General features: G+C 69.7%; 24 protein-coding genes. 18 read left to right on the top strand and 6 right to left on the bottom strand.

Going from position 1 to position 26,171, the window contains the following annotated elements:
• Window positions 1-16: 16 nt before the first annotated feature.
• On the top strand, window positions 17-1,117 hold the full coding sequence (locus tag BLV94_RS19630) for a lipase family protein (RefSeq protein WP_072944739.1): 1,101 nt from the start codon (window positions 17-19) through the stop codon (window positions 1,115-1,117).
• Here BLV94_RS19630 and BLV94_RS19625 read toward each other — a convergent pair.
• A complete protein-coding gene (locus tag BLV94_RS19625; RefSeq protein ID WP_072944894.1) occupies window positions 1,110-2,207 on the bottom strand; it encodes an NAD(P)-binding domain-containing protein in 1,098 nt (365 codons plus the stop codon). The genes BLV94_RS19630 and BLV94_RS19625 overlap by 8 nt on opposite strands.
• Before the next feature lie 144 nt (window positions 2,208-2,351).
• On the opposite strand from BLV94_RS19625, the gene BLV94_RS19620 reads away from it, so the two are divergent.
• The 13 genes from BLV94_RS19620 (at window position 2,352) to BLV94_RS19560 (ending at window position 16,907) form a co-directional block, all read left to right on the top strand.
• Window positions 2,352-3,083 carry an enoyl-CoA hydratase gene (locus BLV94_RS19620; RefSeq protein ID WP_005244016.1) on the top strand — a complete coding sequence of 244 codons (732 nt, stop codon included), beginning with the start codon at window positions 2,352-2,354 and terminating at the stop codon, window positions 3,081-3,083.
• Between the two features lie 44 nt (window positions 3,084-3,127).
• Entirely contained in the window at window positions 3,128-4,243 is a 1,116-nt protein-coding gene (locus tag BLV94_RS19615; RefSeq protein ID WP_244163635.1) for an MBL fold metallo-hydrolase, read from the top strand.
• Window positions 4,244-4,293: 50 nt separating this feature from the next.
• The gene (locus BLV94_RS19610) at window positions 4,294-6,744 is read left to right on the top strand and encodes an HAD-IC family P-type ATPase (protein WP_072944737.1); all 2,451 of its coding nucleotides are present in this window, start codon (window positions 4,294-4,296) and stop codon (window positions 6,742-6,744) included.
• Window positions 6,745-6,868: 124 nt separating this feature from the next.
• On the top strand, window positions 6,869-7,060 hold the full coding sequence (locus BLV94_RS19605; protein WP_015888853.1) for an antitoxin: 192 nt from the start codon (window positions 6,869-6,871) through the stop codon (window positions 7,058-7,060).
• A 106-nt stretch (window positions 7,061-7,166) separates the two neighbouring features.
• The gene (locus BLV94_RS19600) at window positions 7,167-8,783 is read left to right on the top strand and encodes a Na+/H+ antiporter (protein WP_072944891.1); all 1,617 of its coding nucleotides are present in this window, start codon (window positions 7,167-7,169) and stop codon (window positions 8,781-8,783) included.
• Window positions 8,780-10,045, top strand: coding sequence for a lipase family protein (locus BLV94_RS19595; RefSeq protein ID WP_072944735.1), 1,266 nt, complete (start codon window positions 8,780-8,782; stop codon window positions 10,043-10,045). Before BLV94_RS19600 ends, BLV94_RS19595 begins: the two co-directional genes overlap by 4 nt.
• Window positions 10,046-10,067: 22 nt before the next feature.
• On the top strand, window positions 10,068-11,276 hold the full coding sequence (locus BLV94_RS19590; RefSeq protein ID WP_072944733.1) for a sensor histidine kinase: 1,209 nt from the start codon (window positions 10,068-10,070) through the stop codon (window positions 11,274-11,276).
• A 33-nt stretch (window positions 11,277-11,309) separates the two neighbouring features.
• Entirely contained in the window at window positions 11,310-12,104 is a 795-nt protein-coding gene (locus tag BLV94_RS19585; RefSeq protein WP_072944731.1) for a LytR/AlgR family response regulator transcription factor, read from the top strand.
• Entirely contained in the window at window positions 12,101-12,460 is a 360-nt protein-coding gene (locus BLV94_RS19580) for a cofactor assembly of complex C subunit B (protein WP_072944889.1), read from the top strand. The genes BLV94_RS19585 and BLV94_RS19580 overlap by 4 nt, the downstream gene beginning before the upstream one ends.
• Before the next feature lie 7 nt (window positions 12,461-12,467).
• On the top strand, window positions 12,468-14,225 hold the full coding sequence (locus BLV94_RS19575) for a sodium/solute symporter (RefSeq protein WP_072944729.1): 1,758 nt from the start codon (window positions 12,468-12,470) through the stop codon (window positions 14,223-14,225).
• Between the two features lie 184 nt (window positions 14,226-14,409).
• A complete protein-coding gene (locus BLV94_RS19570) occupies window positions 14,410-14,772 on the top strand; it encodes a DUF485 domain-containing protein (RefSeq protein ID WP_072944727.1) in 363 nt (120 codons plus the stop codon).
• Entirely contained in the window at window positions 14,769-16,403 is a 1,635-nt protein-coding gene (locus tag BLV94_RS19565) for a solute symporter family protein (RefSeq protein ID WP_072944725.1), read from the top strand. The genes BLV94_RS19570 and BLV94_RS19565 overlap by 4 nt, the downstream gene beginning before the upstream one ends.
• 72 nt (window positions 16,404-16,475) lie before the next feature.
• Window positions 16,476-16,907 carry a type II toxin-antitoxin system Rv0910 family toxin gene (locus tag BLV94_RS19560; RefSeq protein ID WP_072944723.1) on the top strand — a complete coding sequence of 144 codons (432 nt, stop codon included), beginning with the start codon at window positions 16,476-16,478 and terminating at the stop codon, window positions 16,905-16,907.
• Here BLV94_RS19560 and BLV94_RS19555 read toward each other — a convergent pair whose 3' ends face one another.
• Window positions 16,908-17,822 carry an ABC transporter substrate-binding protein gene (locus BLV94_RS19555; protein WP_072944721.1) on the bottom strand — a complete coding sequence of 305 codons (915 nt, stop codon included), beginning with the start codon at window positions 17,820-17,822 and terminating at the stop codon, window positions 16,908-16,910.
• Between the two features lie 88 nt (window positions 17,823-17,910).
• Here BLV94_RS19555 and BLV94_RS19550 point away from each other — a divergent pair, with 88 nt between their 5' ends.
• A complete protein-coding gene (locus tag BLV94_RS19550) occupies window positions 17,911-20,184 on the top strand; it encodes an ATP-dependent DNA ligase (RefSeq protein WP_443096526.1) in 2,274 nt (757 codons plus the stop codon).
• On the opposite strand, the gene BLV94_RS19545 is transcribed toward BLV94_RS19550, so the two are convergent.
• Together BLV94_RS19545 and BLV94_RS19540 are read right to left on the bottom strand one after the other, a co-directional pair.
• Entirely contained in the window at window positions 20,181-20,450 is a 270-nt protein-coding gene (locus BLV94_RS19545) for a hypothetical protein (protein WP_072944717.1), read from the bottom strand. The two genes, BLV94_RS19550 and BLV94_RS19545, sit on opposite strands and share 4 nt — an antisense overlap.
• A gap of 22 nt (window positions 20,451-20,472) precedes the next feature.
• Window positions 20,473-21,000, bottom strand: a complete 528-nt coding sequence (locus BLV94_RS19540) for a hypothetical protein (RefSeq protein WP_072944715.1) — start codon at window positions 20,998-21,000, stop codon at window positions 20,473-20,475.
• A 258-nt stretch (window positions 21,001-21,258) separates the two neighbouring features.
• Here BLV94_RS19540 and BLV94_RS19535 point away from each other — a divergent pair, with 258 nt between their 5' ends.
• The 3 genes from BLV94_RS19535 to BLV94_RS19525 all read left to right on the top strand — a co-directional run bounded on the left by BLV94_RS19535 (window position 21,259) and on the right by BLV94_RS19525 (window position 24,503).
• Entirely contained in the window at window positions 21,259-21,945 is a 687-nt protein-coding gene (locus BLV94_RS19535; protein WP_072944713.1) for a response regulator transcription factor, read from the top strand.
• A 23-nt stretch (window positions 21,946-21,968) separates the two neighbouring features.
• Window positions 21,969-22,937 (top strand): HAMP domain-containing sensor histidine kinase, encoded by a 969-nt coding sequence (locus BLV94_RS19530; protein WP_072944887.1) that lies wholly within the window; start codon window positions 21,969-21,971, stop codon window positions 22,935-22,937.
• A gap of 78 nt (window positions 22,938-23,015) precedes the next feature.
• Window positions 23,016-24,503, top strand: a complete 1,488-nt coding sequence (locus BLV94_RS19525) for a DUF4153 domain-containing protein (RefSeq protein WP_072944711.1) — start codon at window positions 23,016-23,018, stop codon at window positions 24,501-24,503.
• A gap of 107 nt (window positions 24,504-24,610) precedes the next feature.
• Here the strand turns inward: BLV94_RS19525 and BLV94_RS19520 are convergent, their stop codons facing one another.
• Complete coding sequence (locus BLV94_RS19520) at window positions 24,611-25,417, bottom strand: ABC transporter ATP-binding protein (RefSeq protein WP_072944709.1); 807 nt, start codon at window positions 25,415-25,417, stop codon at window positions 24,611-24,613.
• Window positions 25,414-26,106: a FadR/GntR family transcriptional regulator gene (locus BLV94_RS19515; RefSeq protein WP_072944707.1), complete on the bottom strand. Its 693-nt coding sequence runs from the start codon at window positions 26,104-26,106 to the stop codon at window positions 25,414-25,416. Before BLV94_RS19515 ends, BLV94_RS19520 begins: the two co-directional genes overlap by 4 nt.
• Between the last annotated feature and the right edge of the window lie 65 nt (window positions 26,107-26,171).

Here is a 26,171-nt window from a genome sequence, read left to right as displayed (position 1 = left end):
GAGATGGTGGCGCATCGTGGCGTTGCTCGCACTGGTCAGCGTGCTGTGGGCACCAACTGTCGGTGCGGATCCCCTGCGGGCCGGATCGAGCCCCGGCACCGTCGTCGCCTCGTCCGAGTTGCCTGCCGAACTCTGGCTCCGCGGAACCGGAAGTGCGTACCGGATGACGTACCTGACCACCGATCGTCACGGCATCACCCCCTGCACCGGGATGGTGTTCGTGCCGCCCGGGACGCCGCCCGCCGGGGGATGGCCCGTCATCGCGTGGGCACACGGAACCGTGGGGGACTCCGACGCCGACGCACCCTCGGGCACGGGCGTCGACCCGCAATCCTGGGACTACGTGAGCAGCTGGCTGCAACTCGGCTACGCCGTTGCCGCCACCGACTACGTGGGCCTGGGCACTCCCGGGGTGCCGCCCTACCTCGACGGGAAGGTCGCAGGCCGCAGCGTGATCGACTCCGTGCGCGCCGCACGGGAGGTCGACGCCGACCTCTCCTCCACGTGGATGGCCGTCGGACTGTCCCAGGGCGGTCAGGCCGCGGTGTTCGCCGCACACGCAGCCACGTCGTACGCGCCGGAACTCGACTACCGCGGGGCCGTCGCGAACGGGGTGCCGTCGAACATCGAGACGGTGTCGAACTGGAGCGGCCCGTCGTTTCCGCCGCAGGGCCTCGCCGGTCTCACCGTGTACATGTCGTACCTGATCGCCGGGGTCCGGGACGCGTACCCGGAACTGGACGTCGACAGCTATCTGACCCCGGTCGGGAAGCAGTTCGTGGACGCGGCCCCCGAGGTGCCGTTCCGGCAGTTCACGGCCATGACCGGGAACGTGTCGGTGGCGCAGATGCTGTCGCGGGCGCTCGACGTGCCCGCGCTACAGGACGCGTTGCGCGAATACCTCGAGGTCCCGGTCACGGGGTACGACCGTCCGCTGCTGCTCGTGCAGGGGGTCACCGACGCGTCGGTGCCGCTGCCGCTGACGGAGAAACTCGTCTCCGAGATGCGCACGGCCGGGACGACTCTCGACTACCGGGTGTACTCGGGTGGTCACTTCGGCAGCATGTACCAGGCGGGACCCGACCAGGCCTCGTTCGTCGCCTCGCTGATCAAGTAGGGGCGGGCAACCCGAGGTGCCGGGTGAGTTCGCGGGCCGCGGCCTGCCCGGCCCGGTTCGCGCCGATCGTGGACGACGACGGTCCGTAGCCCACCAGATGGATCCGCGGATCCGACGCCACCTGGGTGGCCAGGCGTCCGGTCATCGTGATGCCGCCGCCCGGACCGCGCAGCCGCAGCGGTGCGAGGTGATCGAGTGAACTGCGGAAACCGGTGCACCACAGGATCACATCGACCTTTTCCTCGTGGCCGTCGGCCCAGCGGACACCGTCCTCGGTGATCTCGCTGAACATCGGCTGCCGCGCCAGCACCCCGCGTTCGCGGGCGGCACGGATCGCGGGCGTCACGGGCAGCCCCGTCACCGACACCACCGAGCCCGGCGGCAGCCCGCGGCGAACCCGGTCCTCGACCAGAGCGACTGCGGCGCGGCCGATCTCGGGCGTGAACGGCTCGTCCCGGAACTCCGGCGGGCGGCGCGTCACCCACGTCGTGGTGGTGACCCGGGAGATCTCGTCCAGCAACTGCACCGCCGAGATGCCGCCGCCGACGACGAGGACATGCTGCCCCGCGAAGTCCTGCGCCGAGGAGTAGTCCCTGGTGTGCACCTGGCGGCCGGTGAACGACTCCGCGCCGGGGTAGCGGGGAATGAAGGGGCGCTCCCACGTTCCCGTCGCGTTGATCAGACCGCGGGCCGACACCACGCCGCTGTCGGTCTCGATCCGCAGACGCTCGCCGCGGGCGCACACCACCCGGGTGTGCACAGGACGGTGCACCGGTAACTCGAACTGCTTCTCGTACGTCGCGAAGTAGTGGGGAACCGCGCTCGACGCGTGCACCAGCGCGGCCTCGGGGTCGTGCGGGTCCACGCCGACCGTCTCGGCGAAGCCGAGCCCGGGCAGGTCGTGAACACCGTTGACGGTGCTCAGCGTCAGGGACGGCCACCGGAACTGCCACGCGCCGCCGGGCCCCGGGGCGTGATCGAGCACGACGAAACCGGACTCCGGTTCCACTCCGAACCTGCGCAGATAGTAGGCGGCGGACAGCCCCGCCTGCCCCGCGCCGATCACGGCGACGTCCACTTCACTGTTCATGTCGGTCCTCACCTCCATCCTCACAACTACCGGAGAGGCTCGTGTGTTCCGGTCGATTCGACTGTGGTTGGGTGACGGATGTCCAGTCGGGTGGGCGGGGAGAAAATTGTCAGTGGACAGCAATCACGAAGAAAGCGAGTGGACATGATCGGGACGAGTCGTGACGGCGACGTCTTCACCCTCGAACTGCAACGACCCGACCGTCGCAATGCGTTGAACACCGAGATCTGCGAACTGCTGCGCGAGGAGACGGAGAAGTCCGTCACCGACGGCGCGCGGGTGATCGTCCTCACAGGGCAGGGCAGCGCGTTCTGCGCGGGCGCCGATCTGTCGGGCGACGTGTACGCCGACGGGTTCACCGACACCCTGCTCGAGATGCTGCACACCATCGACTCGGTGCCCGTCCCCGTCATCGCCGCGATCAACGGTCCCGCGATCGGCGCGGGCAGCCAGCTGGCGCTCGCCGCGGACCTGCGGGTGGTCGCACCCGAGGCGCGCTTCGCCATCCCCGCCGCCAAGCTCGGGATCTCCGTGGACCGGTGGACCGTGCACCGGCTGGCCGCCCTGATCGGCGGCGGACCGGCACGAACGATCCTGCTCGGCGCGGAAGAGGTCGGGGCCGACGAGGCGCTGGCGCACGGCCTCGCCAACAAGCGCGGCGACCTCGCCGTCGCGCAGCAGTGGGCGCACTCGATCGCACGCCTGGCGCCGCTGTCGCTGCAACACCTCAAGATGGTGCTCAACGACGACGGCACCCAGAGTCCGCCGCCGCCCGAGCAGCTCGCGGCGTTGCATGCGGCGTGGAAGAGCTACGACGCGCAGGAGGCGCGGGCCGCCCGCGCCGAGAAGCGTCCCCCGGTGTTCCGCGGTCAGTAGCCGTCGGCCGCACCTTTCCCGCACGCGTGGTTACAGTTGTCGGGGTGAAAGCGAAGAACGCCGTGACGACTGTTCTGGCCACCGCCGCCCTCGGGTGGCTGACACGCGCCGCGTGGGGCCTTCCGTCTCAGATGGGCGCGTCGCGTGCCAAGGTGCGCCCGTACGCCGCGACGTCGCCGCGGTACCGCGACTGTCAGTTCCACAACACCGATCCGAGCAGCATGATGCTGCCCGGTTCGGAGACCGGGATTCTCAAGGCGCTGATCACGCGGGGCAAGGCGGGACGCCCGCGCAGGCCGATCCCGCTCGCGACGCCCCTCGCGCCCGTCGAGGCGGCCGACGTCGCCGTCACCTGGTACGGCCATTCGAGTGTGCTCGTCGAGGTCGACGGCTACCGGGTGCTGGCCGACCCGGTGTGGAGCAATCGGGTGTCGCCGTCCGCGCTTCTCGGTCCGTCCCGCATGCACCCGACCCCGGTGCCGCTGGCCGACCTGCCCGTCCTCGATGCCATCGTCATCTCGCACGACCACTACGACCACCTCGACATGGCCACCGTGCAGCAACTCGCCGCCACCCAGAAGGCGCCGTTCGTCGTTCCGGTCGGGCTCGGTGCGCACCTGCGTCAGTGGCGGGTGCCGGAGGAGAGGATCGTGGAACTCGACTGGGACGAGTCGACGACACTCGGTGAACTCACGCTCACGTGCACCGAGGCCCGGCACTTCTCCGGCCGGGGCCTGGTGCGCAACACCACCCAGTGGGCGTCGTGGGTGCTCGCAGGCCCGAGCCGGAAAGTGTTCTTCGGCGGCGACAGCGGATACACGACGCGGTTCGCCGACCTGGGCCGCCGGTACGGACCGTTCGATCTCACGCTGCTGCCCGTCGGCGCCTACGACACCAGGTGGGCGGACATCCACATGAACCCCGAGGAGGCGGTGCAGACGCACGCCGACCTCAACGCCGGCGACGCGACCCGTGGACTGCTGGTGCCGGTGCACTGGGCCACGTTCAACCTCGCGTTCCACACCTGGTCCGAGCCGATCGTCCGGCTGCTCGCGGCCGCGCAGGAGGCGGGCACCCCGGTGGCCGTGCCGATGCCCGGGCAGCGCGTCGACGCACTGAAGCCGGCCGCCCAGACTCCGTGGTGGACCGCACTCGGCTGAGTCCGGCGCGCATCCCCTCGGAGCCGAGCGTCGTTGCGTAGCCTTTGACCATGGCATACGACGAAACCGGCACCGACAGCGTTGCAGTCGTCGCGGTGGAGGGGCTGACGGCCGCCCAGGTTGCGGAGCGGGTGGCGGCCGGCAAGACCAACGACGTCCCGGATCGGGCCAGCCGGTCGGTGCGCGACATCGTGCGCGCCAACGTGTTCACCCGGATCAACGCGATCCTCGGGGTACTGCTGATCATCGTGCTGGCCACCGGTTCGATCATCGACGGCATGTTCGGCCTGCTGATCATCGCCAACAGCGGGATCGGCATCATCCAGGAGGTGCGGGCCAAACGGACCCTCGACAAGCTGGCGATCGTCAGCCAGACCAAACCGGTGGTGCGCCGCGACGGCGTCGCCGTCGCGATGGCACCGCGGGAGGTCGTGCTCGACGACATCATCGAACTCGGCGCCGGCGACCAGATCGTCGTCGACGGGGTCGTGGTGGAGGCGGCGTCCCTCGACATCGACGAGTCCCTCCTCACCGGTGAGGCCGACCCCGTGCACAAGGACATCGGTCAGCAGGTGCTGTCGGGGAGTTTCGTCGCGTCGGGCAGCGGCTGTTACCGGGCCACGAAGGTCGGAAGCGACGCGTACGCCGCCAAACTCGCGGACGAGGCCAGCAAGTTCACGCTCGTGCACTCGGAGTTGCGCAGCGGCATCGACAAGATCCTGAAGTTCATCACGTACCTGATGATTCCGGCGGGTCTGCTGATCATCTACAACCAGTTGTTCTCGAGCGGCGAGTCGATCCGGCCGGCGCTGAGCGGGATGGTGGCCGCGCTGGTCCCGATGGTGCCCGAGGGGCTGGTGCTGATGACGTCGATCGCGTTCGCGGTCGGGGTGGTCCGGCTCGGTCAGCGGCAGTGCCTCGTGCAGGAGTTGCCCGCCATCGAAGGCCTCGCCCGCGTCGACGTGGTGTGCGCCGACAAGACCGGCACTCTCACCGAGAACGGCATGCGGCTGTCCGAACTGCGCTGCGCCGACCCGTCCGACGCCGAACCGTCCCGCGCGGCGCTCGCCGCGATGGCGGCGTCCGACCCGCGGCCGAACGCCAGTGTCCTCGCCATCGCGGAAGCCTTCCCCGACGCCCCCGGCTGGGGCGACGCCACCGCGGAGGCCCCGTTCTCCTCGGCCAAGAAGTGGAGCGGCCAGTCGTACGGTGCCCACGGCAACTGGGTCCTGGGCGCACCGGATGTGCTGCTCGACCCCGGCAGCGACATGGCCCGGCAGGCCGAGGAAGTCGGCTCCTCGGGACTGCGGGTGCTCCTGCTCGGCAGTTGCGACGTCCCGGTGGACCACCCCGCGGCGCCGGGTGCGATCACGCCGCGCGCGCTGGTGATCCTGGAACAGCGCGTGCGTCCCGACGCTCGCGGCACCCTCGAGTACTTCGCGAGCCAGAACGTCACCGTGAAGGTCATCTCCGGTGACAACGCCGTGTCGGTCGGCGCCGTGGCCGGGTCGCTCGGACTGCCCGGCGGCGACCGTCCCGTCGACGCCCGCGAACTGCCCGCCGACCGCGACGCCCTCGCCGAGACCCTGGAAACGGCGACGACGTTCGGCCGGGTGCGCCCAGACCAGAAGCGGGAGATGGTGGGGGCGCTGCAGTCTCGCGGTCACACCGTCGCGATGACGGGCGACGGCGTCAACGACGTGCTGGCCCTCAAAGATGCCGACATCGGGGTGTCGATGGGCTCGGGCAGCCCTGCCACCCGCGCGGTCGCGCAGATCGTGTTGCTGGACAACAAGTTCGCCACCCTGCCGTACGTGGTGGGCGAGGGTCGCCGGGTGATCGGCAACATCGAACGCGTCTCGAACCTGTTCCTCACCAAGACCGTGTACTCGGTGTTGCTGGCGTTCCTCATCGGACTCACCGGTGTGCTGTCGCAGATCTTCCATTTCGAGCCGGTGCCGTATCCGTTCCTGCCGCGGCACGTCACGATCGCCGCCTGGTTCACCATCGGCATTCCCGCGTTCATCCTGTCGCTGGCCCCGAACAACGAACGGGCGCGCTCCGGGTTCGTGCCGCGTGTGATGCGTCTCGCCGTGCCGTCCGGTGTGATCATCGGTGTCACGACGTTCATTTCGTACCTTCTCGTGTACGCGGGCCCGGATCAGACGGAGACGCAGAAGATTCAGGCAGGCACGTCGGCGCTCATCACCCTCATCATGATCGCCCTGTGGGTGCTGGCCGTCGTCGCCCGGCCGTACGTGTGGTGGAAGCTGGTGCTGATCTTCGGATCCGTAGCGGGATACCTCATCCTGTTCGCGTTGCCGTTCACGCGGGAGTTCTTCAAACTCGATCCGACCAACGTCGCCGCCACCACCTCCGCTCTCGTGTGCGGGCTCGTGGGAGTGGTTCTCGTCGAAATCGGATGGTGGGTCACGGGCCGGCTGCACGGTGAGCACCGCCGCCTCTTCGCGGCCCCGGAAGATCTTCCGGGCGTGCACTGACCGGAGTACCGCTCGCGACGATCCGAACGGTTGGCGTCGCCGAGTCAATGCTGTGAGACTGGGTGCACGGCGGGTGATCGAACTCGCGCGGACACTGCGTGCGCATGCACAAGGAGGAAGAACGATGAGTTTCGTCGACACACTGAAGGGCCTGCTGGGCAAGGGGAAGGAAGCCGCTTCGCAGAACGCGGACAAGGTTCACGGCGCCATCGACAAGGCCGCCGACGTCGCGGACAGCAAGACCGGGGGCAAGTACAGCGACAAGATCGACAAGGCCGCCGACGCGGCGAAGAAGGCTGTTCCCCCGAAGGAGTGAACCCTTCCCAGACACACCCGTGCGGGCCCCGGTTCTCGGACCGGGGCCCGCACGTGTCTTCGGAGATGACCCGCGCATCGTGGGCGGGCGCGGCAGAATCGGTGTCGTGAACGGCGTCCTCGTGCTCCTCGTCATCATCGCGGCCATCGCCGTGACGAGTTTCGCGAAGCGCCGCGATCTGCAGGCGCCGCTGGTGCTCGTGACCATCGGGTCGGTGGCGTCGTTCATCCCCGGGATGCCGCGGCTCGAACTGGACCCGGACGCCATCCTCGGTGTGGTGCTGCCGCCGCTGCTGTATTCCGCGGCGCTGAAGTTCTCGGTGGCCACGTTCCGGCGCCACCTTGCACCGATTCTCCGGCTGGGGATCTTCACCGTTCTCGTGACCGCCGTCGGGGTGGCCTTCTTCGCCAACTGGCTGGTCCCCGAATTCACGCTCGGCGCGGCGCTGGTCCTCGGCGCCGTCGTCGCGCCGACGGACGCGGTCAGTGCCGTCGCGGTCGGCCGCAGGCTCGGCCTGCCGAACCGGGTGATCGCGATCCTCACCGGCGAGGGGCTCGTCAACGACGCGACCGCGCTGACCCTGTTCACCGTCGCCGTCTCCGCCGTCGTCGGGGCGACGATCCCGGTCCCTCCCGTGGTGTTCTTCGGCTACGAGGTGGTCGGCGGGGTGCTCATCGGACTGGTACTCGCGAAGATCGTCGAGTGGGTGCGTCACCGCATGTACGACTCACCGCTGGAAACGGTGCTGGGGCTGATGCTCCCGTTCGTCGCGTATCTCGTCGCCGAGGAGGTACACGCGTCCGGTGTGCTGTCGGTGGTCGCCGCGGGGTTCCTGATGGGGCACAAGGCCACCGACGCCTCCGTGGCCACCCGAATCCAGGAGCGGTCGCTGTGGGAGAGCGTCGACCTCCTGCTCGAGATGTTCGTGTTCGCCTACATGGGACTGCAACTGAAGTTCGTCATCGACGACGTCCGCGACCAGGGCCTACCGGTGCACCACGTCTTCTTCTACGGCTTCGCGGTCCTCGCCGTGGTCATGGCGATCCGGCCGGCGTGGATCCTGCTGCACTGGCTCCGCCGCCGGCTCGGGCTGGCGATCACAGCGCCGGGCGGCTCGGTGGAACTCGGGTGGCGGGAGAGCGTCGTCGTGTCCTGGGCGGGAATGCGCGGGGTGGTCACGCTCGCCGCCGCGTCCGGTGTGCCCGTGGTGATCGCGAGCGGGCAGCCGTTCCCGGGACGCGAGGTGATCCAGGCGATCGCGTTCGTCGTGGCCGTCGGCACACTGCTGATCCAGGGCGCCACCATGCCGCTGCTGATCCGGACCCTCGATCTTGCGGATCCCGACGAACGCAGGCGTGAGGAGGAACAGGTGACGCTGGCCCGCGCGATCTCACGTGACGCGGGCGAACGGGCGCTCGTCGAATTCGCCGCGAACCCGCCCGCGGGAGTCGACCGCGCGTCGGTCACCGACATCCTCGACCGGGTGCGGCGGTCGATGCGGGCCCGCCTGCAGGCCGAGGAGGCGGAGGACGCCGCCGAGAAGCAGCGGGCAGGCGCACTGTTCGACCACTACCGCCGCGCCGCCCTGCGCGCGCAGCGGGAGGCGCTCATCGCCGCCCGCGATGCGGGCACACTCGACGACGAAGTGATGCGTAGCGTGTTGGAAGGCCTCGATGTGGAGGAGGCCGCAGCCGAGGAGCGGGTGCGGAGACGTCGCGAATGAGGTGCGAGGTGGGTGTGCGTCCGGTGCGAACCGCCGTGGTCGCGCTGGCCGGTGCCCTGGCGCTGACTGTTCCCCTGACGCTGACCGCCTGCGCCACGGACGCGGCCTCCCCGGCCCCGCCCCCCACGACGTCGGTGGCCGCACCCGCTTCTCCGTCCGTTTCCCCGGCGCCGACGGGCGACCAGCGGGGCGCGCTGATCAGCCGGCAGCCGGTGCCCGACATCGATCCGGCGATCACCGCACTCGGTGCCACGGCCACCCGCGTCGTCTACCGGTCGACGTCCGGCGTCGACGGCGGCGGCGCGGAGGTGGTGGGCACGGTCTTCACTCCCGGCGGCCCCGCACCGGACGGTGGCAGGCCCGTCGTGACGGTGGGGCACGGCACCACGGGCGTCACCGACGAATGCGCCCCCTCGTCCTCGCCGACGCTGCTGGGCACCACGAACCTCGTCCGCCCGCTGCTGCAGCGCGGCTACGTCGTGACCGTCACCGACTATCAAGGTCTCGGCACCGACGGCCCGCACCCCTACCTCGAACCGGACACCGCCGCCTACGACCTGATCGACGCGGTCCGGGCTGCGCGCAACGTGGTGCCGGACGCGTCGGCGCGCTGGGCGGCGCTCGGAGTGTCGCAGGGCGGGCAGGCGTCGTGGTCCGCGGCCGAGCACGCCGGAGACTACGGCGACGGCCTCGAATTCGTCGGCGCGGCGAACCTGTCACCCGCTGCCGACCTGTCGGGGATCGTCGCCGACGGGACCGTCGAACCACTGTCGTTGCCGCAGAAGATGTTCCTGCCGTACCTCCTCGAGGGACTGAAAGTGATCCACCCGGAGCTGAACCCGGGCGACTACATGCGCGGCGCCCTCGCCGCCAGCCCCGACGTCACGCTGTCGTGCGTCGCCGCGAAACTCCAGGAGAAGTGGACGGTGGCAACCCAGCTCACCCCGGCCGACACGGGCCCGCGGACGGCGGCCGACGCCGAGCGCATGCGCGGGTGGCTGCAGGACATCGCGCTGCCGAAGACCGGTGCGGGCGGCCCGATGCTCGTCGTGGTGGGGGATCGGGACAACCTCATTCTGCCGCAATGGACTTCGCAGGCCGTCGACAACGCGTGCACGCTCGGCGACGTCGTCGAGTTCGACACCCGGCCCGGGGAGGGCCACGCGGACGGGCGATCCGTCCCCGGGGCGGTGCAGTGGATCGCCGACCGCTTCGCCGGCGTGCCCGCACCGGACACGTGCGCCGAGGGAGGAACACCGTGACCGCCCGACTGGACGCCGGCGAATGACGGGATCCGTCGTCGCCGTGGTGGCGTTGCTCGTCCTCGTTCCTCTCGTCACGTTCACCGCCGTGTGGCTGCGCGCCCGGCGCGAGTTGACGACACCCACCGAGCGGGCCGTCCACACGACCCTGCATACCGCGTCGCTGGCGGCGCGCCCGTTGCGGCGGGGGCTCGACGAGACGTCGGCGGACGAGGCCGCCCCGCATCTGCGTCAGCTGACCGGGGCGCAGGCGCTGGGTGTCTTCGACGCCGCCGGTGACCTGCTCGCGTGGAGCGGACCGCACGAGGCCATGACCGAACAACTACGCGACGCGGCGGCCCGCGCCGTCGACGGGGAACGCCGGGTGCTCGTCGCCTACGGCGGCCTCGTCCGGGGCACCGGCGACAATGCGGTGCGGGCGCTGATCGCCCAGCCGCTGCTCATCGAGGCCACCGGGGTGGTCGGCGTGCTCGGCATCGTCACCACCGAAGACCCCGGACCGGGCATGCTCGGCGCCGTCACCGAGGTCGCCCGGTACGCGTGCAGCCAGATCGAACTCGCCGACCTCGACGCGTCCCGCGCCCGCCTCGACCGCGCCGAGGTGCGGGCGCTCCGCGCGCAGATCAGCCCCCATTTCATCTACAACGCGTTGAACACGGTGGCGTCGTTCGTCCGCACCGACCCCGACCGCGCCCGGGAACTGATCCTCGAATTCGCCGACTTCACCCGGTACTCGTTCCGGTCGGCGGGCGAGTTCACGCTGCTGGCCGACGAACTGCGCAACATCGACCGGTACCTCACCCTCGAGCGCGCCCGGTTCGGCGACGCCCTCGCCGTGAAACTGCAGGTGGCACCCGAGGTGCTGAACGTGGTGCTGCCGTTCCTCGCCCTGCAACCGCTGGTCGAGAACGCGGTGCGGCACGGCATCGCCGCCAAACCGGCCGGCGGCACCGTCAGCATCGTCGCCGCCGACGAGGGCACCGACTGCGTGATCAGTGTCGAGGACGACGGCGTCGGCATGGACCCGGAACTGCTGCGGTCGGGGTCGCTGGACGCGGTGGCCGAGTCCTCCGGGGTCAAGGAGGCGGCGCACGTCGGGCTCGCCAACGTCGACGACCGCCTGCGCGCCGCGTTCGGCAACGACTACGGACTGGTGGTGGAGACCGCGCCCGGCGCGGGCACCAAGGTGAGCATGCGCGTCCCGAAGTTCCGGCGGGGGATCTCGACGTGAACGGGAAGCGTCCGTGCGACGATTGCTGTCGTTGTGAACCACACTGACGACAGGTCTCCGGACGCACCCCTCACCGTGCTGGCCGTCGACGACGAGAAACCCGCCCTCGACGAGCTGGCGTTCCTGCTGCGCGCCCAGGACGCCGTCGGCGACATCCGGACCGCGGGCGACGCCACCACGGCGTTGCGCATCCTCCGGGACGGCGACATCGACGCCGTCTTCCTCGACATCAACATGCCCGGACTCGACGGTCTCGAGCTGGCCGGGATCCTCGCGAACTTCGCGTCCCCGCCGCAGGTGGTGTTCGTGACCGCCCACGACGACCGGGCCGTCGCCGCCTTCGACCTCGGCGCCGTGGACTACCTCCTCAAACCGTTGCGCGAGGAGCGGCTGGCGGAGTCCGTGCGCCGCATCGTCGAGGGGCGTCGCAGGCGCATCGACGCCGGGCCTCCCGCTCCCACCGACGAGGTGATCCCCGTCGAACTCGGCGGCATCACCACCCTCGTGCACCGGTCCTCCGTCGAATGGGTCGAAGCGGACGGCGACTACGCGCGCCTGCACACCGCGGACGGCTCCCACCTCGTCCGCATCCCCATCTCGGCGCTGGAGACACGGTGGGCGGACGCCGGGTTCCTGCGGGTGCACCGCTCGTACCTCGTCGCGCTGCCGCGGGTCACGGGGATCCGGACCGTCGGCACGGGTCTGGTCGTGTGCCTCCGCGCCCACGGCGACCACCCGCCCGTCGAACTGCCGGTCAGCCGCAGGCACACCCGGATGCTCAAGGACCGGCTGGTCCGGGCGCCGAAACAGACGTGGACCGCGCGATGAGCTCGCCCGAGCGGGTGCGGGTCGTCCTCGCCCAGCGTCGCGGCGCGCGCATCGTCCGCACCCGCGTCGAAGTACAGGAACAGACGGCGGTCGGGGACGCGATGATCCGCGGGCTCGTCCGCACCCAGCTCGTGCTCGCGATCCGGCTGGCGCTCCTCGCGGCGTGCCTGCTGTGCGCGGTGCCGCTCGTGATGTTCCTGTTCCCGGCGTTGTCGAACGTGTCGGTGCTGGGAATCCGGCTGCCGTGGGTGGTGCTCGGCGCGCTCGTGTACCCGGTGCTGCTCACCACCGGCTGGATCTACGTGCGGCAGGCCGAGCGCAACGAGCAGGAATTCACCGACCTGGTGGACGACTGAGCGTCCCGTGCCCACCGACCAACCCATTCCCTGGCTGACCCTGGCAGGTCTCGCGGCCGCCGCGGTCGCGACGGTGGCCATCGGCATCTACGGAGTGCGGTTGGCGCGCACCACCTCCGACTTCCTCGTCGCGTCCCGCAGCGTCGGACCGCGGTGGAACGCCGCCGCCATATCCGGCGAGTACCTGTCCGCCGCATCCTTTCTCGGCGTCGCAGGCCTGATCGCGAAATACGGCGCGGACGCCCTCTGGTACCCGATCGGATTCACCGCCGGCTACCTCGGGCTGCTGCTGTTCGTCGCCGCACCGCTGCGACGGTCCGGCGCCTACACGGTGCCCGACTTCGCCGAGTTCCGGCTCGGGTCGCGCCGGCTCCGCACCCTGTCGATGCTCGTCGTCGCCGCCGTCTGCGCCCTGTACCTCGTCCCGCAACTCCAGGGCGCAGGACTGACGCTGAACATCCTGCTCGGCGTGCCCAGCTGGGTCGGGGCCGTCGTCGTCGGGGTCATCGTCATCGCCAACGTCGTCGGCGGCGGCATGCGGTCCATAACGTTTGTCCAGGCCTTCCAGTACTGGCTGAAACTCACCGCGGTCGCGATCCCGGCGCTGGTGCTGTCGGTGTACTTCTTCGCCGACCACCACGAACTGGGCGCCGCCGCACCGCCCACCGTCAGCGAACAGACCACCGTCGACATCACCACCGACGTCGTCGTGCAGGTGTCCGAACCGGTGACCGTCGGCGGGTCGGGGACGATCGACGGCGTCGCGGCGACCGGCGACATCCGGCTCGAACCGGGCGAACACCACCTCGGCGAGGGCACCACGATGACCCTCGAAGCCGGGGCACCCGTTCCCGTGGTCGCGGGCGCACCCGCCGACAACTCCGACTGGATCGCCCCCGGCTGGGGATTCGGCGGCGACCACCCCATGTACCAGGTGTACTCGCTGATCCTCGCCACCTTCCTCGGCACCCTCGGGCTGCCGCACGTGCTGGTCCGGTTCTACACCAACCCCGACGGGCGGGCCGCCCGGCTGACGTCGCTGGCCGTGGTCGGGTTGCTCGGCGTCTTCTACCTGTTCCCGACACTGCTCGGGGTGTTCGCGCGGCTGTACGTGCCGCAACTGCTCATCACCGGCACGTCCGACGCCGCGGTCCTGCTGCTGCCCGGCTCCGTCTTCTCCGGGTGGGCCGGGCAACTCCTCGCCGCGCTGGTCGCGTCCGGTGCGATCGCCGCGTTCCTGTCCACGTCGTCCGGCCTGCTCGTCAGCATCGCCGGGGTACTGAGCACCGACGTCCTGCGCGGCCGGATCCGGGACTTCCGGATCGCCGCCGTCCTGGCCGGGGCGGTGCCGCTGGCGCTGTCGCTGGCGGTGACGTCGCTGGACCTGTCGCGCACCGTGGGGCTGGTGTTCGCGGTCGCGGCGTCGACCCTCTGCCCGCTGCTCGTCCTCGGCATCTGGTGGCGTGGACTCACCGCCGTCGGGGCCGGTGCCGGGATGGTGACGGGCGGGCTCGTCGCCGGGTGCGCGGCCGGAGTGTCGGTGTTCGGCGGTCTCACCGTCGACGCCTGGAACGGCTGGCCCGCCGCGATGGTCGCCTACCCGGCGGCGGTCAGCGTCCCGCTGGCCTTCGTCACGATGGTGCTGGTCAGCAAGGTGACGAAGCGTCAGATCCCCGTCGACCTCAGTCGGATCTTCACCCGCATGCACGCCCCCGAGCGGCTCGATGTGGGCTCCGACCGCGAGAGGGAGCTCCGCTCCCCGTGAGCCTTTTTGGTAGCTCCCGCAACCAGAAAGGCGCACGGGCGGCGGAGCCGCTTGTCGCGGTCGGGTGACCGCTCGCCGCACAGTCCGGCAGCTCGCCGTGTGACAGCCGCCACAGCCTGTTTCTGTGACTCACCTCTCACTAACGTCGGCACCCAGTTCACTTCACACGACCAAGGAGTCTGCAGTGACCACAGCCGACCTCAGTGAGGGCGCACCGCAGAAGCGGCGCACCCCTGATGCGCAAGCCTTCGTAGACATGCAGGCGAGCCCGGAATTCCAGGAGTTGCGACACCGCCTGCGCAGTTTCGTCTTCCCGATGACGGCATTCTTCCTCGCCTGGTACGCGGCCTACGTCCTGCTGGCCACGTACGCCCCCGAGTTCATGGCCACCAAGGTGATCGGCAACGTCAACCTCGGCATCATCCTCGGTCTCGGCCAGTTCGTGACCACGTTCGTGATCACCGCGCTGTACGTCAAGTTCGCCAACCGGGAACTCGATCCCCGCTCCGCCGCGATCCGCGAAGAGCTGGAAGGACCGCTCAAGTGATCACCACACTCGCCGCAGCCACCGACGTCGGCAACCCGCTCCTCAACATCGCCATCTTCGTGGCGTTCGTCGTGATCACGATGACCATCGTGATCCGCGCGAGCCGCACCACCAAGAAGGCCTCGGACTTCTACACCGGCGGCGGCCAGTTCTCCGGACCGCAGAACGGCTTCGCCATCGCCGGCGACTACCTGTCGGCGGCGTCGTTCCTCGGCATCGCCGGCGCCATCGCGGTATACGGCTACGACGGCTTCCTGTACTCCGTCGGCTTCCTCGTCGCCTGGCTGGTGGCCCTGCTGCTGGTCGCGGAACTGCTGCGCAACACCGGCCGATTCACGATGGCCGACGTGCTGAGCTTCCGGCTCAAGCAGCGTCCCGTACGGATGGCGGCGGCGCTGTCCACTCTGGTGGTCTCGCTGTTCTACCTGCTTGCGCAGATGGCGGGCGCGGGCGGGCTCGTCGCGCTGCTGCTGAACATCGACGGCAAGGTCGGTCAGGCAATCGTCGTCGCGGTCGTCGGTGTGCTGATGATCGTCTACGTACTGGTCGGTGGCATGAAGGGCACCACCTACGTGCAGATGGTCAAGGCGGTGCTGCTGGTCGCGGGCGCAGGCGTCATGTTCTTCCTCGTGCTGTTCGCGGTGCGCGGCAACTTCTCCCAGCTGCTCGCCGACGCCCAGGCGACGGTCGCCGGCTCTACGAACGAGGCGATCGCAGGTCGCGACATCCTCGCGCCCGGCGCCAAATACGGCATCAGTTCGATGAGCAAGCTCGACTTCATCTCGCTCGGCATCGCGCTGGTCCTCGGCACCGCCGGCCTGCCGCACGTCCTGATGCGGTTCTACACCGTCCCCACCGCCAAGGAAGCCCGCCGCTCGGTCACCTGGGCGATCGGACTGATCGGCGCGTTCTACCTGTTCACGCTCGTCCTCGGCTACGGCGCCGCCAAGATGGTCGGCCCCGATGTCATCCTCGCCGCACCCGGCAAGGAGAACGCGGCGGCACCGCTGCTCGCGTTCGAACTGGGCGGCACCATCTTCCTCGCGATCATCTCCGCGGTGGCGTTCGCGACCATCCTCGCGGTGGTGGCGGGGCTGGCGATCACGGCGTCCGCATCGTTCGCCCACGACATCTACGCCAGCGTCATCAAGCGCGGACATGCGTCGGAGGAGTCCCAGGTGCGGGTCTCCCGGATCACGGTCGTCGTGATCGGCCTCGTGTCGATCGTCCTCGGCATCCTCGCCATGGGCCAGAACATCGCGTTCCTGGTGGCGCTCGCCTTCGCAGTGGCCGCGTCGGCCAACCTGCCGACGCTGCTGTACTCGCTGTTCTGGAAGAAGTTCAACACCACCGGCGCCCTGTTCAGCATCTACGGCGGCCTGATCAGCTGCCTCCTGCTGATCGTGTTCTCCCCGGCCGTGTCCGGTAAGCCGTCGTCGATGTTCCCGACCGCCGACTTCGACTTCTTCCCGCTCGCCAACCCGGGCATCGTCTCCATCCCGCTGGCGTTCGTGCTCGGCATCGCCGGTACCTACATCGGTCGCGGCAAGGCGGAGGATCCCGCCAAGCAGGCCGAGATGGAGGTCCGCTCGCTCACCGGTGTCGGTGTGGAGAAGGCCGTCTCGCACTAGGGCCTTCGGCCCCGTGAGTACTTGTTAACCGCCCGCGGTTAACAAGTACTCACGGGCCGTTAGGCTGCCCCAATGGCGAAACTCACGGTCAAGACCGACGTTCCCCTCAGCCCCCAGGACACCTGGGACAAGGCCTCGAATCTGCGGGACTTCGACAAGTGGTTCGTGGTCCACGACGGCTGGCGCGGCGAACTGCCCGAGACACTCACGGCCGGAACCGAGATCAGTTCCGTCGTCACGGTGAAGGGGCTCCGCAATCGGGTGAAGTGGACGATCAAGGAGTACGACGCCCCTCACCGCATCGTTCTGAAGGGTGACGGCAAGGGTGGCGTGAAGCTCGGACTGGTGCTCGACGTCCAGGCGAAGGGCGGCGCGTCCGAGGTGGCGTTCACCATCGAACTCGGTGGTGCACCGCTGTTCGGACCGATCGGCTCGGGTGTCGCGAAGGCGTTGAAGGGCGACATCGAGAAGTCCCTGCAGACATTCGTCGAGCTGTACGCCTGATCAATCGAGGACGTGCGCGCCGCCGGTGTCGGTGATCCACTCGGCGGCAAGGGCGTCCAGCGTCCCGTCGGCGTAGAGCGAATCGACGGCCGCCGAGACGCACGCGGTGAGCGGACTGTTCTTCTCCAGTACGAGGCCGAAGAATTCGGTGACGGCGTTCGGGCGCGGGAACTGCCCGACGAGGACACTGTCCTTCACTTCGTTGGCGGTGATCTGAAATCCGGTCGGGATGTCCACCACGAGCGCGTCGATGGTGCCCGCGGCCAGGGCGGCCTTGGCGTCGTCGGTGGTGGTGAAACTGACCGGCGCCTGGCGGGGCTGCACGGTCTGGGTGATGGCGTCGAAACTCGTGGATCCCACCTGCGCCCCGAGGCGGAACGGCGCGAGGTCGGCCAGCGACTTGGCTCGCGCCGCGGGAGAGTTCTTCAGCGCCAGCACCGACTGCGTGACGGCGTAATAGGGCGAACTGAAATCGACCGTCTCACGCCGGGTGTCGACGATCGTGAACTGGTCGATCGCGAAATCGAAGTTCTTCTCGCCGGGCGCCAGCGCGTCGTTGAACCCGACGGTCTCGAACTGCACCTGGTCCGGACTGTATCCGAGCTTTTCGACCACTTCCCGCGCCACGGCGCCCTCGTAGCCCTTGCCGTTGGACGGGTCGCCGTCGACGAACCACGGCCGGTACGACGGGCTGTCGGTGGCGATGGTGACGACGCCGTCGTGCGTGGTGACCCCGCTCCCCGGGGCGCAGTCGCCGACCGCCCGCGTGGACGGAAGTTTGGTGAACGCTTCGGGAATCGACGAGGCTTCGGCCCGGGCGTCGACCTCCGACGGGGTGTCGGTGGAGCAGGATCCGGCGAGCAATGTCAGTGCAGCGGATATGGCGGCGACGGCTGTCTTAGGTCCTCGGTGCACCCCGTCATCTTGCCTGCCGGGTAGCGATCCGGCCAGCGAAGCGGCCGCGCGGCGCACAATATGTATGTATTGGCGGAGGGAGGTGCGCGTGGTCACGGCGGGAACTCGGCAACTGACGGTCGACGGACATCGCCTGTCCCTGACCAACCTCGGCAAGGTCCTCTACCCGGAGTCGGGCACGACGAAGGGCGAGGTCATCGACTATTACACGCGGATCGCGCCCGCCATGCTCCCGCACGTCGTGGACCGTCCCGCCACCCGCAAACGCTGGCCCAACGGGGTGGACAGCGAGCCGTTCTTCGAGAAGAACCTCGCGGCCTCCGCACCGGGGTGGCTGGAGCGCCGTGCACTCGCGCACTCGGACCGTTCCGTGCACTACCCGCTGCTGAACTCGGTCGCCGCCCTCGTGTGGGCGGGACAGCAGGCCGCACTCGAACTGCACGTGCCGCAGTGGCGGTTCGACGGCTCACATCGAGGTCCGGCGACCCGCATCGTCTTCGATCTCGACCCCGGCCCCGGGGTGGGACTCGCTGAATGTGCGGAGGTGGCACGGGCCGTGCGCGACCTGGTCGCGAACCTCGGATGGACGGCGTACCCGGTCACCAGTGGCAGCAAGGGCATTCACCTGTACGTGCCGCTGGACCGGAAGCTGGACGGTTCGGGCGCGTCGACCGTCGCGAAGCAGGTGGCGACGGGACTGGAGAAACTGCGCCCCGAACTCGTCACCGCCACCATGGCCAAGGCGGTGCGCGCGGGCAAGGTATTCGTCGACTGGAGCCAGAACAATCCGTCCAAGACCACCATCGCCCCGTACTCGCTGCGCGGGCGGTCCCAGCCGTACGTCGCGGCGCCGCGCAGCTGGGACGAACTCGACGACCCCGACCTACGACAGCTGCGGTTCGAGGAGGTGCTCGAACGGTGGGAGTCGGACGGCGACCTGCTCGCCGGACTCGATCCGCCGCTCGAGGACGACGCCGCCCTCGCCGAGTACCGTCGCAAGCGTGATCCCGGGCGGACACCGGAGCCGATGCCGGACACGGTGCGGCCGGGGGAGGGCAACAGTTTCGTCATCCAGGAACATCACGCGCGGCGTCTCCACTACGACCTGCGGCTCGAACGGGACGGGGTTCTCGTGTCGTGGGCGGTGCCGAAGAACGTGCCGACGACGACGGGGGAGAATCGCCTGGCCGTGCACACCGAGGACCATCCGCTCGAATACCTCACGTTCTCCGGGAGCATCCCGAAGGGCGAGTACGGGGGCGGTCAGATGACGATCTGGGACACGGGGACGTACGACACCGAGAAGTGGCGGGACGACGAGGTGATCGTCCAGTTGCACGGTGAGCAGGTGGAGGGCCGGTTCGCGCTGATCCGCACGAAGGGCGACCAGTGGCTGATGCACCTGATGAAGGACCAGACCCCGGGCGGGTCGCGGTCGTCGGAGCTGCCGCGCGGGTTGTCGCCGATGCTCGCGAGCCCCGGCACCCTCGACGGCCTCGACGCCGACGAGTGGGCGTTCGAGGGGAAGTGGGACGGCATCAGGGTGATCGCCGAGATCAGTGGCGGCGAGCTGAAGATGACGAGCCGCGCGGGCAACGACAAGACCCAGGACTATGCGCAATTGGGTTGGCTGGCAGACTCTCTCGAAGACCACGAGGTGGTACTCGACGGCGAAGTGGTCGCGTTCGACGAGCGGGGTGTCGCGAACTTCGGTCTGCTGCAGCAGGGCAACGAGCCGCACTTCCTCGCGTTCGACGTGCTGTACCTCGACGGAGTGTCGTTGCTGCGCAAGAAGTACACCGATCGGCGCCGCGTCCTCGAAGCGCTGGCGGCCAAGGTGGACGACCTGGTGGTTCCGCCACAACTGCACGGGTCCGCGCAGGAAGCCCTGGACGAGAGCCGCGGCAAGGGGTGGGAAGGTGTGGTGGCCAAACGCCGCGAATCCGTGTACCTGCCGGGCAAGCGGGGGTCGAGCTGGATCAAGGTGAAGAACTGGCGCACACAGGAAGCCGTGATCGGCGGGTGGCGCCGCGGTCAGGGCGGGCGGTCCAGCGGGATCGGCTCGGTGCTGCTCGGCGTCCCCGAAGACGACGGGCTGCGCTACATCGGGCGCGTCGGGACCGGGTTCAGCGAACAGGATCTGCAGGAACTCGCCTCCACCCTGGGACCGCTCGAAACCGACACCAGCCCGTTTGTCGAAGACCTGCCCACCGCCGACCGCAAGGGTGCCGTGTGGGTGACCCCCACCCTCGTCGCGGAGGTGCGGTTCATGGATTGGACCGGCTCGCGAAGACTGCGGCACCCCAGCTGGCGTGGGCTCAGGGACGACAAGTCACCCGGAGACGTCGAGGTGGAGTCCTAATACCGCCAGGGGGCCGGCTCGAACGGGTCCACCGCCGCGGTGTCGAACGATCCGGGCGATTCCTGCGTCGGGGTGTTCAGCGCCGGGGGAGTGAAGACCGGGAGGGGTGTGGACTCCGTGTCCACGTCACGGTGCTGTTCGGTGACACTCACGTCGGCGGCCGGAGGCGCAGTTCCGCCTGCCACCGCGATCCCGGCCGCGCCGACGACGGAGAGGACGAACGCCGCGCCTGCGCCGATCGCGATGCGGGTCTGGATGTGGGACATGGTGTGAAATTCCTCCGGTGATCTAGGGACCAACGACGGTTCCGCCGTCGACGGGGCCGACTCCGCCGGGCGACTGCGGGGCAGCGGGCGGGGCAGGCTTCGGGCCGCCGCCGACGGGGAACGGATTGGTTTCGGGTTCGAGCACGCCCGGCTCGACCTGGCCCGGACCTTCGAACGGACCCTTCGGCGGGCGAACGGGGTCGACCACGACGGGCGGGTCTGCGACGACGGGCGGGTCTGCGACGACGGGCGGCTGGGCGATGGGCTGCTGGGCAACCGGCGGCTGGGCGATCGGTGCTCGGAGGATGGGCGGTGCCGCCACGATGGGCGGAACGACACCCGGTCCCGGTGCGAGCGTTTCGGTGTCGGCCGAATCGCCGGGCTCCGCCGAGTACCCGGGGTCCATTGGTTCTACGGAGTAGCCGGGGTCTGCGACGACGATCCGACTCGGGGCCGGTGCGATCGCCGGAGCCGGTTGCTGCTGCGAGACGGCGCCCTCCGAGCTCGGGGTCGGAGCCCCCTCGGTATGTCCACCGGCAAGAACGATCACTGCGGCTCCTGCGACGGAGAACGTGAGGGCGGCGGTTGCGCCGATCGCGATGCGGGCTGCGGTGTGGACGATGGGGTACCTCCGATGGATTGGGGTGTCTAGCTGGGCTGATAGACCAACCTTGCGCCGGACGGGAGACTTTCGACAGGCACCCCAGGGTGCGCATCTCTCACCCCGCCGCGGAACCGCGGGCAAACCTGCACAGAATCTTCACAGGCTCTGACCGGGATCCACACGTGCGCGCAATACAGTCGGGGAATGAGCCAGCGAAGAGTGCTCGTCGTCGACGACGAGGCGACGATCTGCGAGGCGGTCGCGGCGCGGTTGCGTGCGGAAGGCTTCGATGTCGTGACGGCGTCCGACGGTCCTGTCGCTGTCGCGGTGTGTGAGGCCTCGTCGCCGGACGTGCTGGTGCTGGACGTGATGCTGCCGGGTTTCGACGGTCTCGAGGTCTGCCGGCGCGTCCAGACGTCGCGGCCCGTGCCGGTGCTGATGCTCACCGCGCGCGCCGACGAGACCGACATGCTGATCGGGCTCGGCGTGGGCGCCGACGACTACCTGAGCAAACCGTTCAGCATGCGGGTGCTGGTGGCGCGGGTGCACGCACTGCTGCGACGGGCCGATCGCGCCCACGAGACCGTGCCCGCCGAACCGGCTGGACTGGCGGTCGGCGACCTCGAGGTGGACCTCGTCGAGCGTCGCGTCCGGCGCGGAGCCGACGAAATTCATCTGACACGAACAGAATTCGACCTGCTCGCCTATTTCGCTTCCCGGCCGCGGGCGGCGATTGCCCGGGAATCGCTTCTCGCCGAGGTATGGGGGTGGGGCGACGGCGCGGGTAGCCGGACCGTCGACAGTCACGTGAAGGCACTGCGCCGGAAACTCGGCGGCGACCTGATCCGCACCGTGCACGGCGTCGGTTACGCCCTGGACGTGCAGCGGTGACCGCGGGCCGGATCCTGGACAGGATGCCCCGACCTCTCGACCCGCTGCGATCGTTCAAGGTGAAGACCGGTCTTCTCGTGGTGGCCGCGCTGTTCTTCGCGTCGCTGATGTTCTGGGTGACCGCTCGCTGGCCGTTCCGGTACGCGCTCGTCCTGGCGCTGCTGGTGTCGCTGGCCGTGACGCAGATCCTCGCGCACGGCATGACGTCTCCGCTGCGGTCGATGACGGCCGCCGCCCGTGCGATGGCGACCGGCGACTATTCGCGCCGCGTGCGGTCGACGTCGCGGGACGAGATCGGGGAACTGGCCCGCGCGTTCAACCAGATGGCCGAGGATCTCGAGGCCGCCGACCGCTATCGCCGCGAACTGATCGGCAACGTCTCGCACGAACTGCGCACCCCGATCTCCGCTCTGCAGGCACTGCTCGAGAACGTCGTCGACGGGGTGGAGGAGCCCGACCCGGCCCGGATGCGGGTGGCGCTCGATCAGACCGAGCGGCTCGGCCGCCTCGTCGCCGAATTGCTGGACCTGTCGAGGGTGGAAGGCGGTGCGGTGCAACTCGAGCGGGAGATATTTCCGGTCCGCGAGTTCCTCGACGACGTGGTGCGGCAGTCGGAGGACCCCCGGCGGGTGACCGTCGACGTGCAGCCGCCCCACCTGCGCGCCGACGCCGATACCGCGCGACTGCACCAGGTGGTGGCGAACCTGGTGGACAACGCGTTCCGGCACGGCCCCGCCAGGACCGAGGTGGTGGTCCGTGCCCGGCCGGACGCCGGCGGCGTGGTTCTCGAAGTGGAGGACGACGGCCCCGGTATCGCACCCGGCGAGCGGTCCCGGGTGTTCGAGCGGTTCACCCGCGGTGGCTCCACCGACGGCGGGACCGGACTCGGCCTCGCCATCGCCCGCTGGGCGGTGGATCTCCACGACGGCCACATCGAGGTTCTCGACACGGCCGGGGGCTGCTGCATCCGGGTGAGTCTGCCCGCCGCCTGACCACAGCTTCACAACCGGGACGCGACGTCCCGCGATGACGCCTGCCTTCATCCGGCAGCGACAACCAGGGAGGGAATTATGACCATCGCACCCCCGCAACCCGTAGCGCCCACCCGACGCGACTTCTGGCCGAGACGGGCCTGGCGCCGCGATCGGACGTCGATGGCGCCGCGCCCGACCGTTCTCGCGGCAGTGGCGGCGGGCGTCGTCGCGGCCCTGACCCTGCAGGTCACGGTGGTCGGTCTCGGGTACGTCCTGACCGGTGGCGCGGTGGCCGCCGCCGTGTTCGCGACGCGCAGAACGATGCCGACGGCCGTGCAGGCCGCCGCGATCCTCGGCGCCCTCGCATTGCTGGCGGTGCTCAGTGTGCGCGGTGCCGGGTGGCTCGCCGCGGTCTGTGTGGCGCTGAGTTGGGGGGTCGGGTCGTTCGCCCTCGTCGGCGGACGCACGTGGACGGGGCTGGCCGCAGGGTCGTTCGCGTTGTGGTTCACCCCGCTGCGGGTGGTGCGGTGGACGCGCCGGGGCGCGCGACGGTGGCACGCGACCGGGACGGTGCCGGTGGGCCGGGTGTTCGGGGTCGCCGCCGTGACCGTCGTACTGCTGCTGGTGTTCGGTTCGCTGTTCGCCGGCGCGGACGCGGGTTTCGCCGCACTGCTCGGCCGGGCCGCACCGACCGTCCACGTGTCGAATCCGTTCGGGCGGTTCGTGCTCGGCGTTCTGGTGTGCGGCGGGACCCTGGGCGCCGCGTACCTGCTGCGGCGTACACCCCGCGTCGATGCGCTGGCCCCGCGGCCGGGGCACCCGGTTGCCCGGTGGGAGTGGGCGATTCCGTTGGCCGTGCTGGATCTGCTGTTCCTCGGATTCGTCGCGGTGCAGTTGACGGTGCTGTTCGGGGGGAACACGCACGTGCTGACCACGGCGGACCTGACGTACGCCGAATATGCGCGACAGGGTTTCTGGCAGTTGCTGGCGGTGACCGCGCTGACACTGGTGGTGATCGCGGTCGCGGTGCGGAAGGCGTCGCGGGTGGAGGTCGCGGACCGGGTGCTCGTGCGGGTGCTGCTCGGACTGCTGTGCGGTTTGTCGCTCGTCGTCGTCGCGTCGGCGATCCACCGGATGTCGTTGTACGAGAGCCAGTACGGGTACACGCGGCTGCGGGTGACGGTCCTGGTGACGGAACTGTGGCTGGGCTTGGTTTTCGTGCTGCTGATCGCGGCGGGCGTGCGGTTGTCGGGGCGGTGGCTGCCGCGCGCCGTCCTGGCCTCCGCGGTGGGCGGCATGCTGCTGGTCGCCGCGATCGACCCGGACGCATACGTTGCCAGGAAGAACGTGGAGCGGTTCGGCGACACCGGGCGAATCGACGTGAGCTACCTCGGTTCGCTGTCCGTCGACGCCGTCCCCGCCCTCGATCGGCTGCCCGAACCGGAACGGTCCTGCGCCCTGTACCGACTCGACCGGGAAGTCAGGGGCGACTCGGAGTGGTACGAGTACAACGCGGCCCGCAGTCGCGCGAAGGAACTGCTGGCCGCGCATCCCGTCGGCTCGTGTGAGCGGTCGGGCTCGTAGCCGAGACGCCGCGCGCTGTTTGCCCACCGATTCGCTGGAATCATGCGCAATTGCGCGGGAATCCGACCAATCCGTGTGCGGCTGTGGCGAGTACGGCCCGGGAGCGGCTAACCGACCGGCTCGGGCACCCGCGTCTGCGCGATCCACCGTCCGCGTTGCCGGTGGATCTCGATGGGGTGGTCGAAGCATTCGCTGATGGTGGCGGTGGTGAGGACGTCCGCCACGTCACCCTGTGCGATCACGCGGCCGTCGCGGATGAGGACGGCGTGGGTCGTGGTGGTGGGGATTTCCTCGAGGTGGTGGGTGACGAGGATGCTGGCGAGGCTCGGGTAGCGTTCGCGCAGTTCGTCGAGTGCGGTGAGGAGTTGTTCGCGCGCCGCGAGATCGAGTCCGGTGGCGGGCTCGTCGAGCAGGAGGAGTTGCGGTTCCGCCATCAGGGCCCGTGCGATGAGGGCGCGGCCGCGCTCACCCTGGGAAAGGTTGGGCCACAGGGCGTCCGAGTGCTTCTGCATGCCGAGGGAGGCGATCAGTTCGTCGGCGCGGGCGATCTGCTCCGCGGACGGCGACCATCGCGGCACGAAATCGGGTGTGTTGGTGAGGCCGGTGAGCACGACGTCGCGCACCGCCAGGGGCGCGTCGATCCGGTATCGCGGGTTCACGTGCCCGATGTGGGCGCGCAACTCGCGCATGTCGACCCGGCCCAGCTGGTGGCCGAGGACGCGGACGGTGCCGCGCGTCGGGTGCGCGACCGCGCCGAGCATGCTCAGCATCGTGCTCTTACCTGCGCCGTTCGCGCCGAGCAGCACCCAGTGCTGCCCGCGTTCGATGCGGAGGCTGATGTCGCTGAGCAGATACCGTCCGCTCCGCACGAGGTCGACGTGCTCGATGCTGACGACCGAATCCGGGGTGGTCACTGATTTCCGCCTTTCCGCAGAATCGACATGGTCGGGTCGAGGTTGGCGGCGGTGGCGGCGACGGCCGCCGCGGCGTCGCCGGCTTCCAGTGCGCGCACCAGATCGTCGTGGGCGCAGCTGGTGTCGGGCCGCCCCGGTTCGTGGTCGACGAGTTCGGCCAGCGCGTCGACGAGGAGCGGCCGGATCGAATCGAACAGGGCGGACAGGATCGAGTTGCCTGCGATCTCCAGGATCGCGGCGTGGAAGTCGAGGTCGGCCGCGACGAACACGGCGGTCGACGCGGTGGTGCTGTCATGCCGGGTGGACAGCTGCTCTCGCAGCCGCCGGAGGTCCTCGGGGCGCACGCGTTCCGCGGCGAGCCGGGCGGCCTCGATCTCGAGGGCGCGCCGCACCTCGTACACCTCGAGCAGGCGGGCACGGCGCAGCAGCTTCCCGAGTCCCGCACCGCTCGTGGGGGGCTGTGCGACGAACGTGCCGACGCCGTGCCGCACGTCGAGCAGGCCGTCGCGGGCGAGCAGCCGAACGGCCTCGCGGACGGAGGACCGGCCGACGCCCAGTTCGGTGGCCAGTTCGGCCTCACTGGGGATGCGGCTGCCGAGTGTCCACTCGCCGTCCCGGATCCGGGCGGTGAGGAGTTCCTCGAGTTGGGGGACCAGCGGTCCGCTGCGGAGGGTGGGACGTCCGGCCATGCGCCGACGCTAGCACAGTCCTCAGACGTCTGAGGACTCCCCCGGGCCTAAGGTGAGTCCGGGAA

The organism is Rhodococcus koreensis (assembly GCF_900105905.1).
In the GTDB taxonomy this organism is placed as follows: domain Bacteria; phylum Actinomycetota; class Actinomycetes; order Mycobacteriales; family Mycobacteriaceae; genus Rhodococcus_F; species Rhodococcus_F koreensis.
Note: the sequence above shows the minus strand (reverse complement) of the source record. Positions and strands in the feature narration are given on the sequence as shown.

What these genes read in the sequence shown, in the direction of transcription:
- BLV94_RS19605 (WP_015888853.1), top strand. Translation starts at nt 6,869, where the DNA reads ATGAGTTTCGTCGACACACTGAAGGGCCTGCTGGGCAAGGGGAAGGAA.
- BLV94_RS19580 (WP_072944889.1), top strand. Translation starts at nt 12,101, where the DNA reads ATGAGCTCGCCCGAGCGGGTGCGGGTCGTCCTCGCCCAGCGTCGCGGC.
- BLV94_RS19595 (WP_072944735.1), top strand. Translation starts at nt 8,780, where the DNA reads ATGAGGTGCGAGGTGGGTGTGCGTCCGGTGCGAACCGCCGTGGTCGCG.
- BLV94_RS19610 (WP_072944737.1), top strand. Translation starts at nt 4,294, where the DNA reads ATGGCATACGACGAAACCGGCACCGACAGCGTTGCAGTCGTCGCGGTG.
- BLV94_RS19535 (WP_072944713.1), top strand. Translation starts at nt 21,259, where the DNA reads ATGAGCCAGCGAAGAGTGCTCGTCGTCGACGACGAGGCGACGATCTGC.
- BLV94_RS19625 (WP_072944894.1), bottom strand. Translation starts at nt 2,207, where the DNA reads ATGAACAGTGAAGTGGACGTCGCCGTGATCGGCGCGGGGCAGGCGGGG.
- BLV94_RS19590 (WP_072944733.1), top strand. Translation starts at nt 10,068, where the DNA reads ATGACGGGATCCGTCGTCGCCGTGGTGGCGTTGCTCGTCCTCGTTCCT.
- BLV94_RS19545 (WP_072944717.1), bottom strand. Translation starts at nt 20,450, where the DNA reads ATGTCCCACATCCAGACCCGCATCGCGATCGGCGCAGGCGCGGCGTTC.
- BLV94_RS19525 (WP_072944711.1), top strand. Translation starts at nt 23,016, where the DNA reads ATGACCATCGCACCCCCGCAACCCGTAGCGCCCACCCGACGCGACTTC.
- BLV94_RS19560 (WP_072944723.1), top strand. Translation starts at nt 16,476, where the DNA reads ATGGCGAAACTCACGGTCAAGACCGACGTTCCCCTCAGCCCCCAGGAC.
- BLV94_RS19620 (WP_005244016.1), top strand. Translation starts at nt 2,352, where the DNA reads ATGATCGGGACGAGTCGTGACGGCGACGTCTTCACCCTCGAACTGCAA.
- BLV94_RS19530 (WP_072944887.1), top strand. Translation starts at nt 21,969, where the DNA reads ATGCCCCGACCTCTCGACCCGCTGCGATCGTTCAAGGTGAAGACCGGT.
- BLV94_RS19515 (WP_072944707.1), bottom strand. Translation starts at nt 26,106, where the DNA reads ATGGCCGGACGTCCCACCCTCCGCAGCGGACCGCTGGTCCCCCAACTC.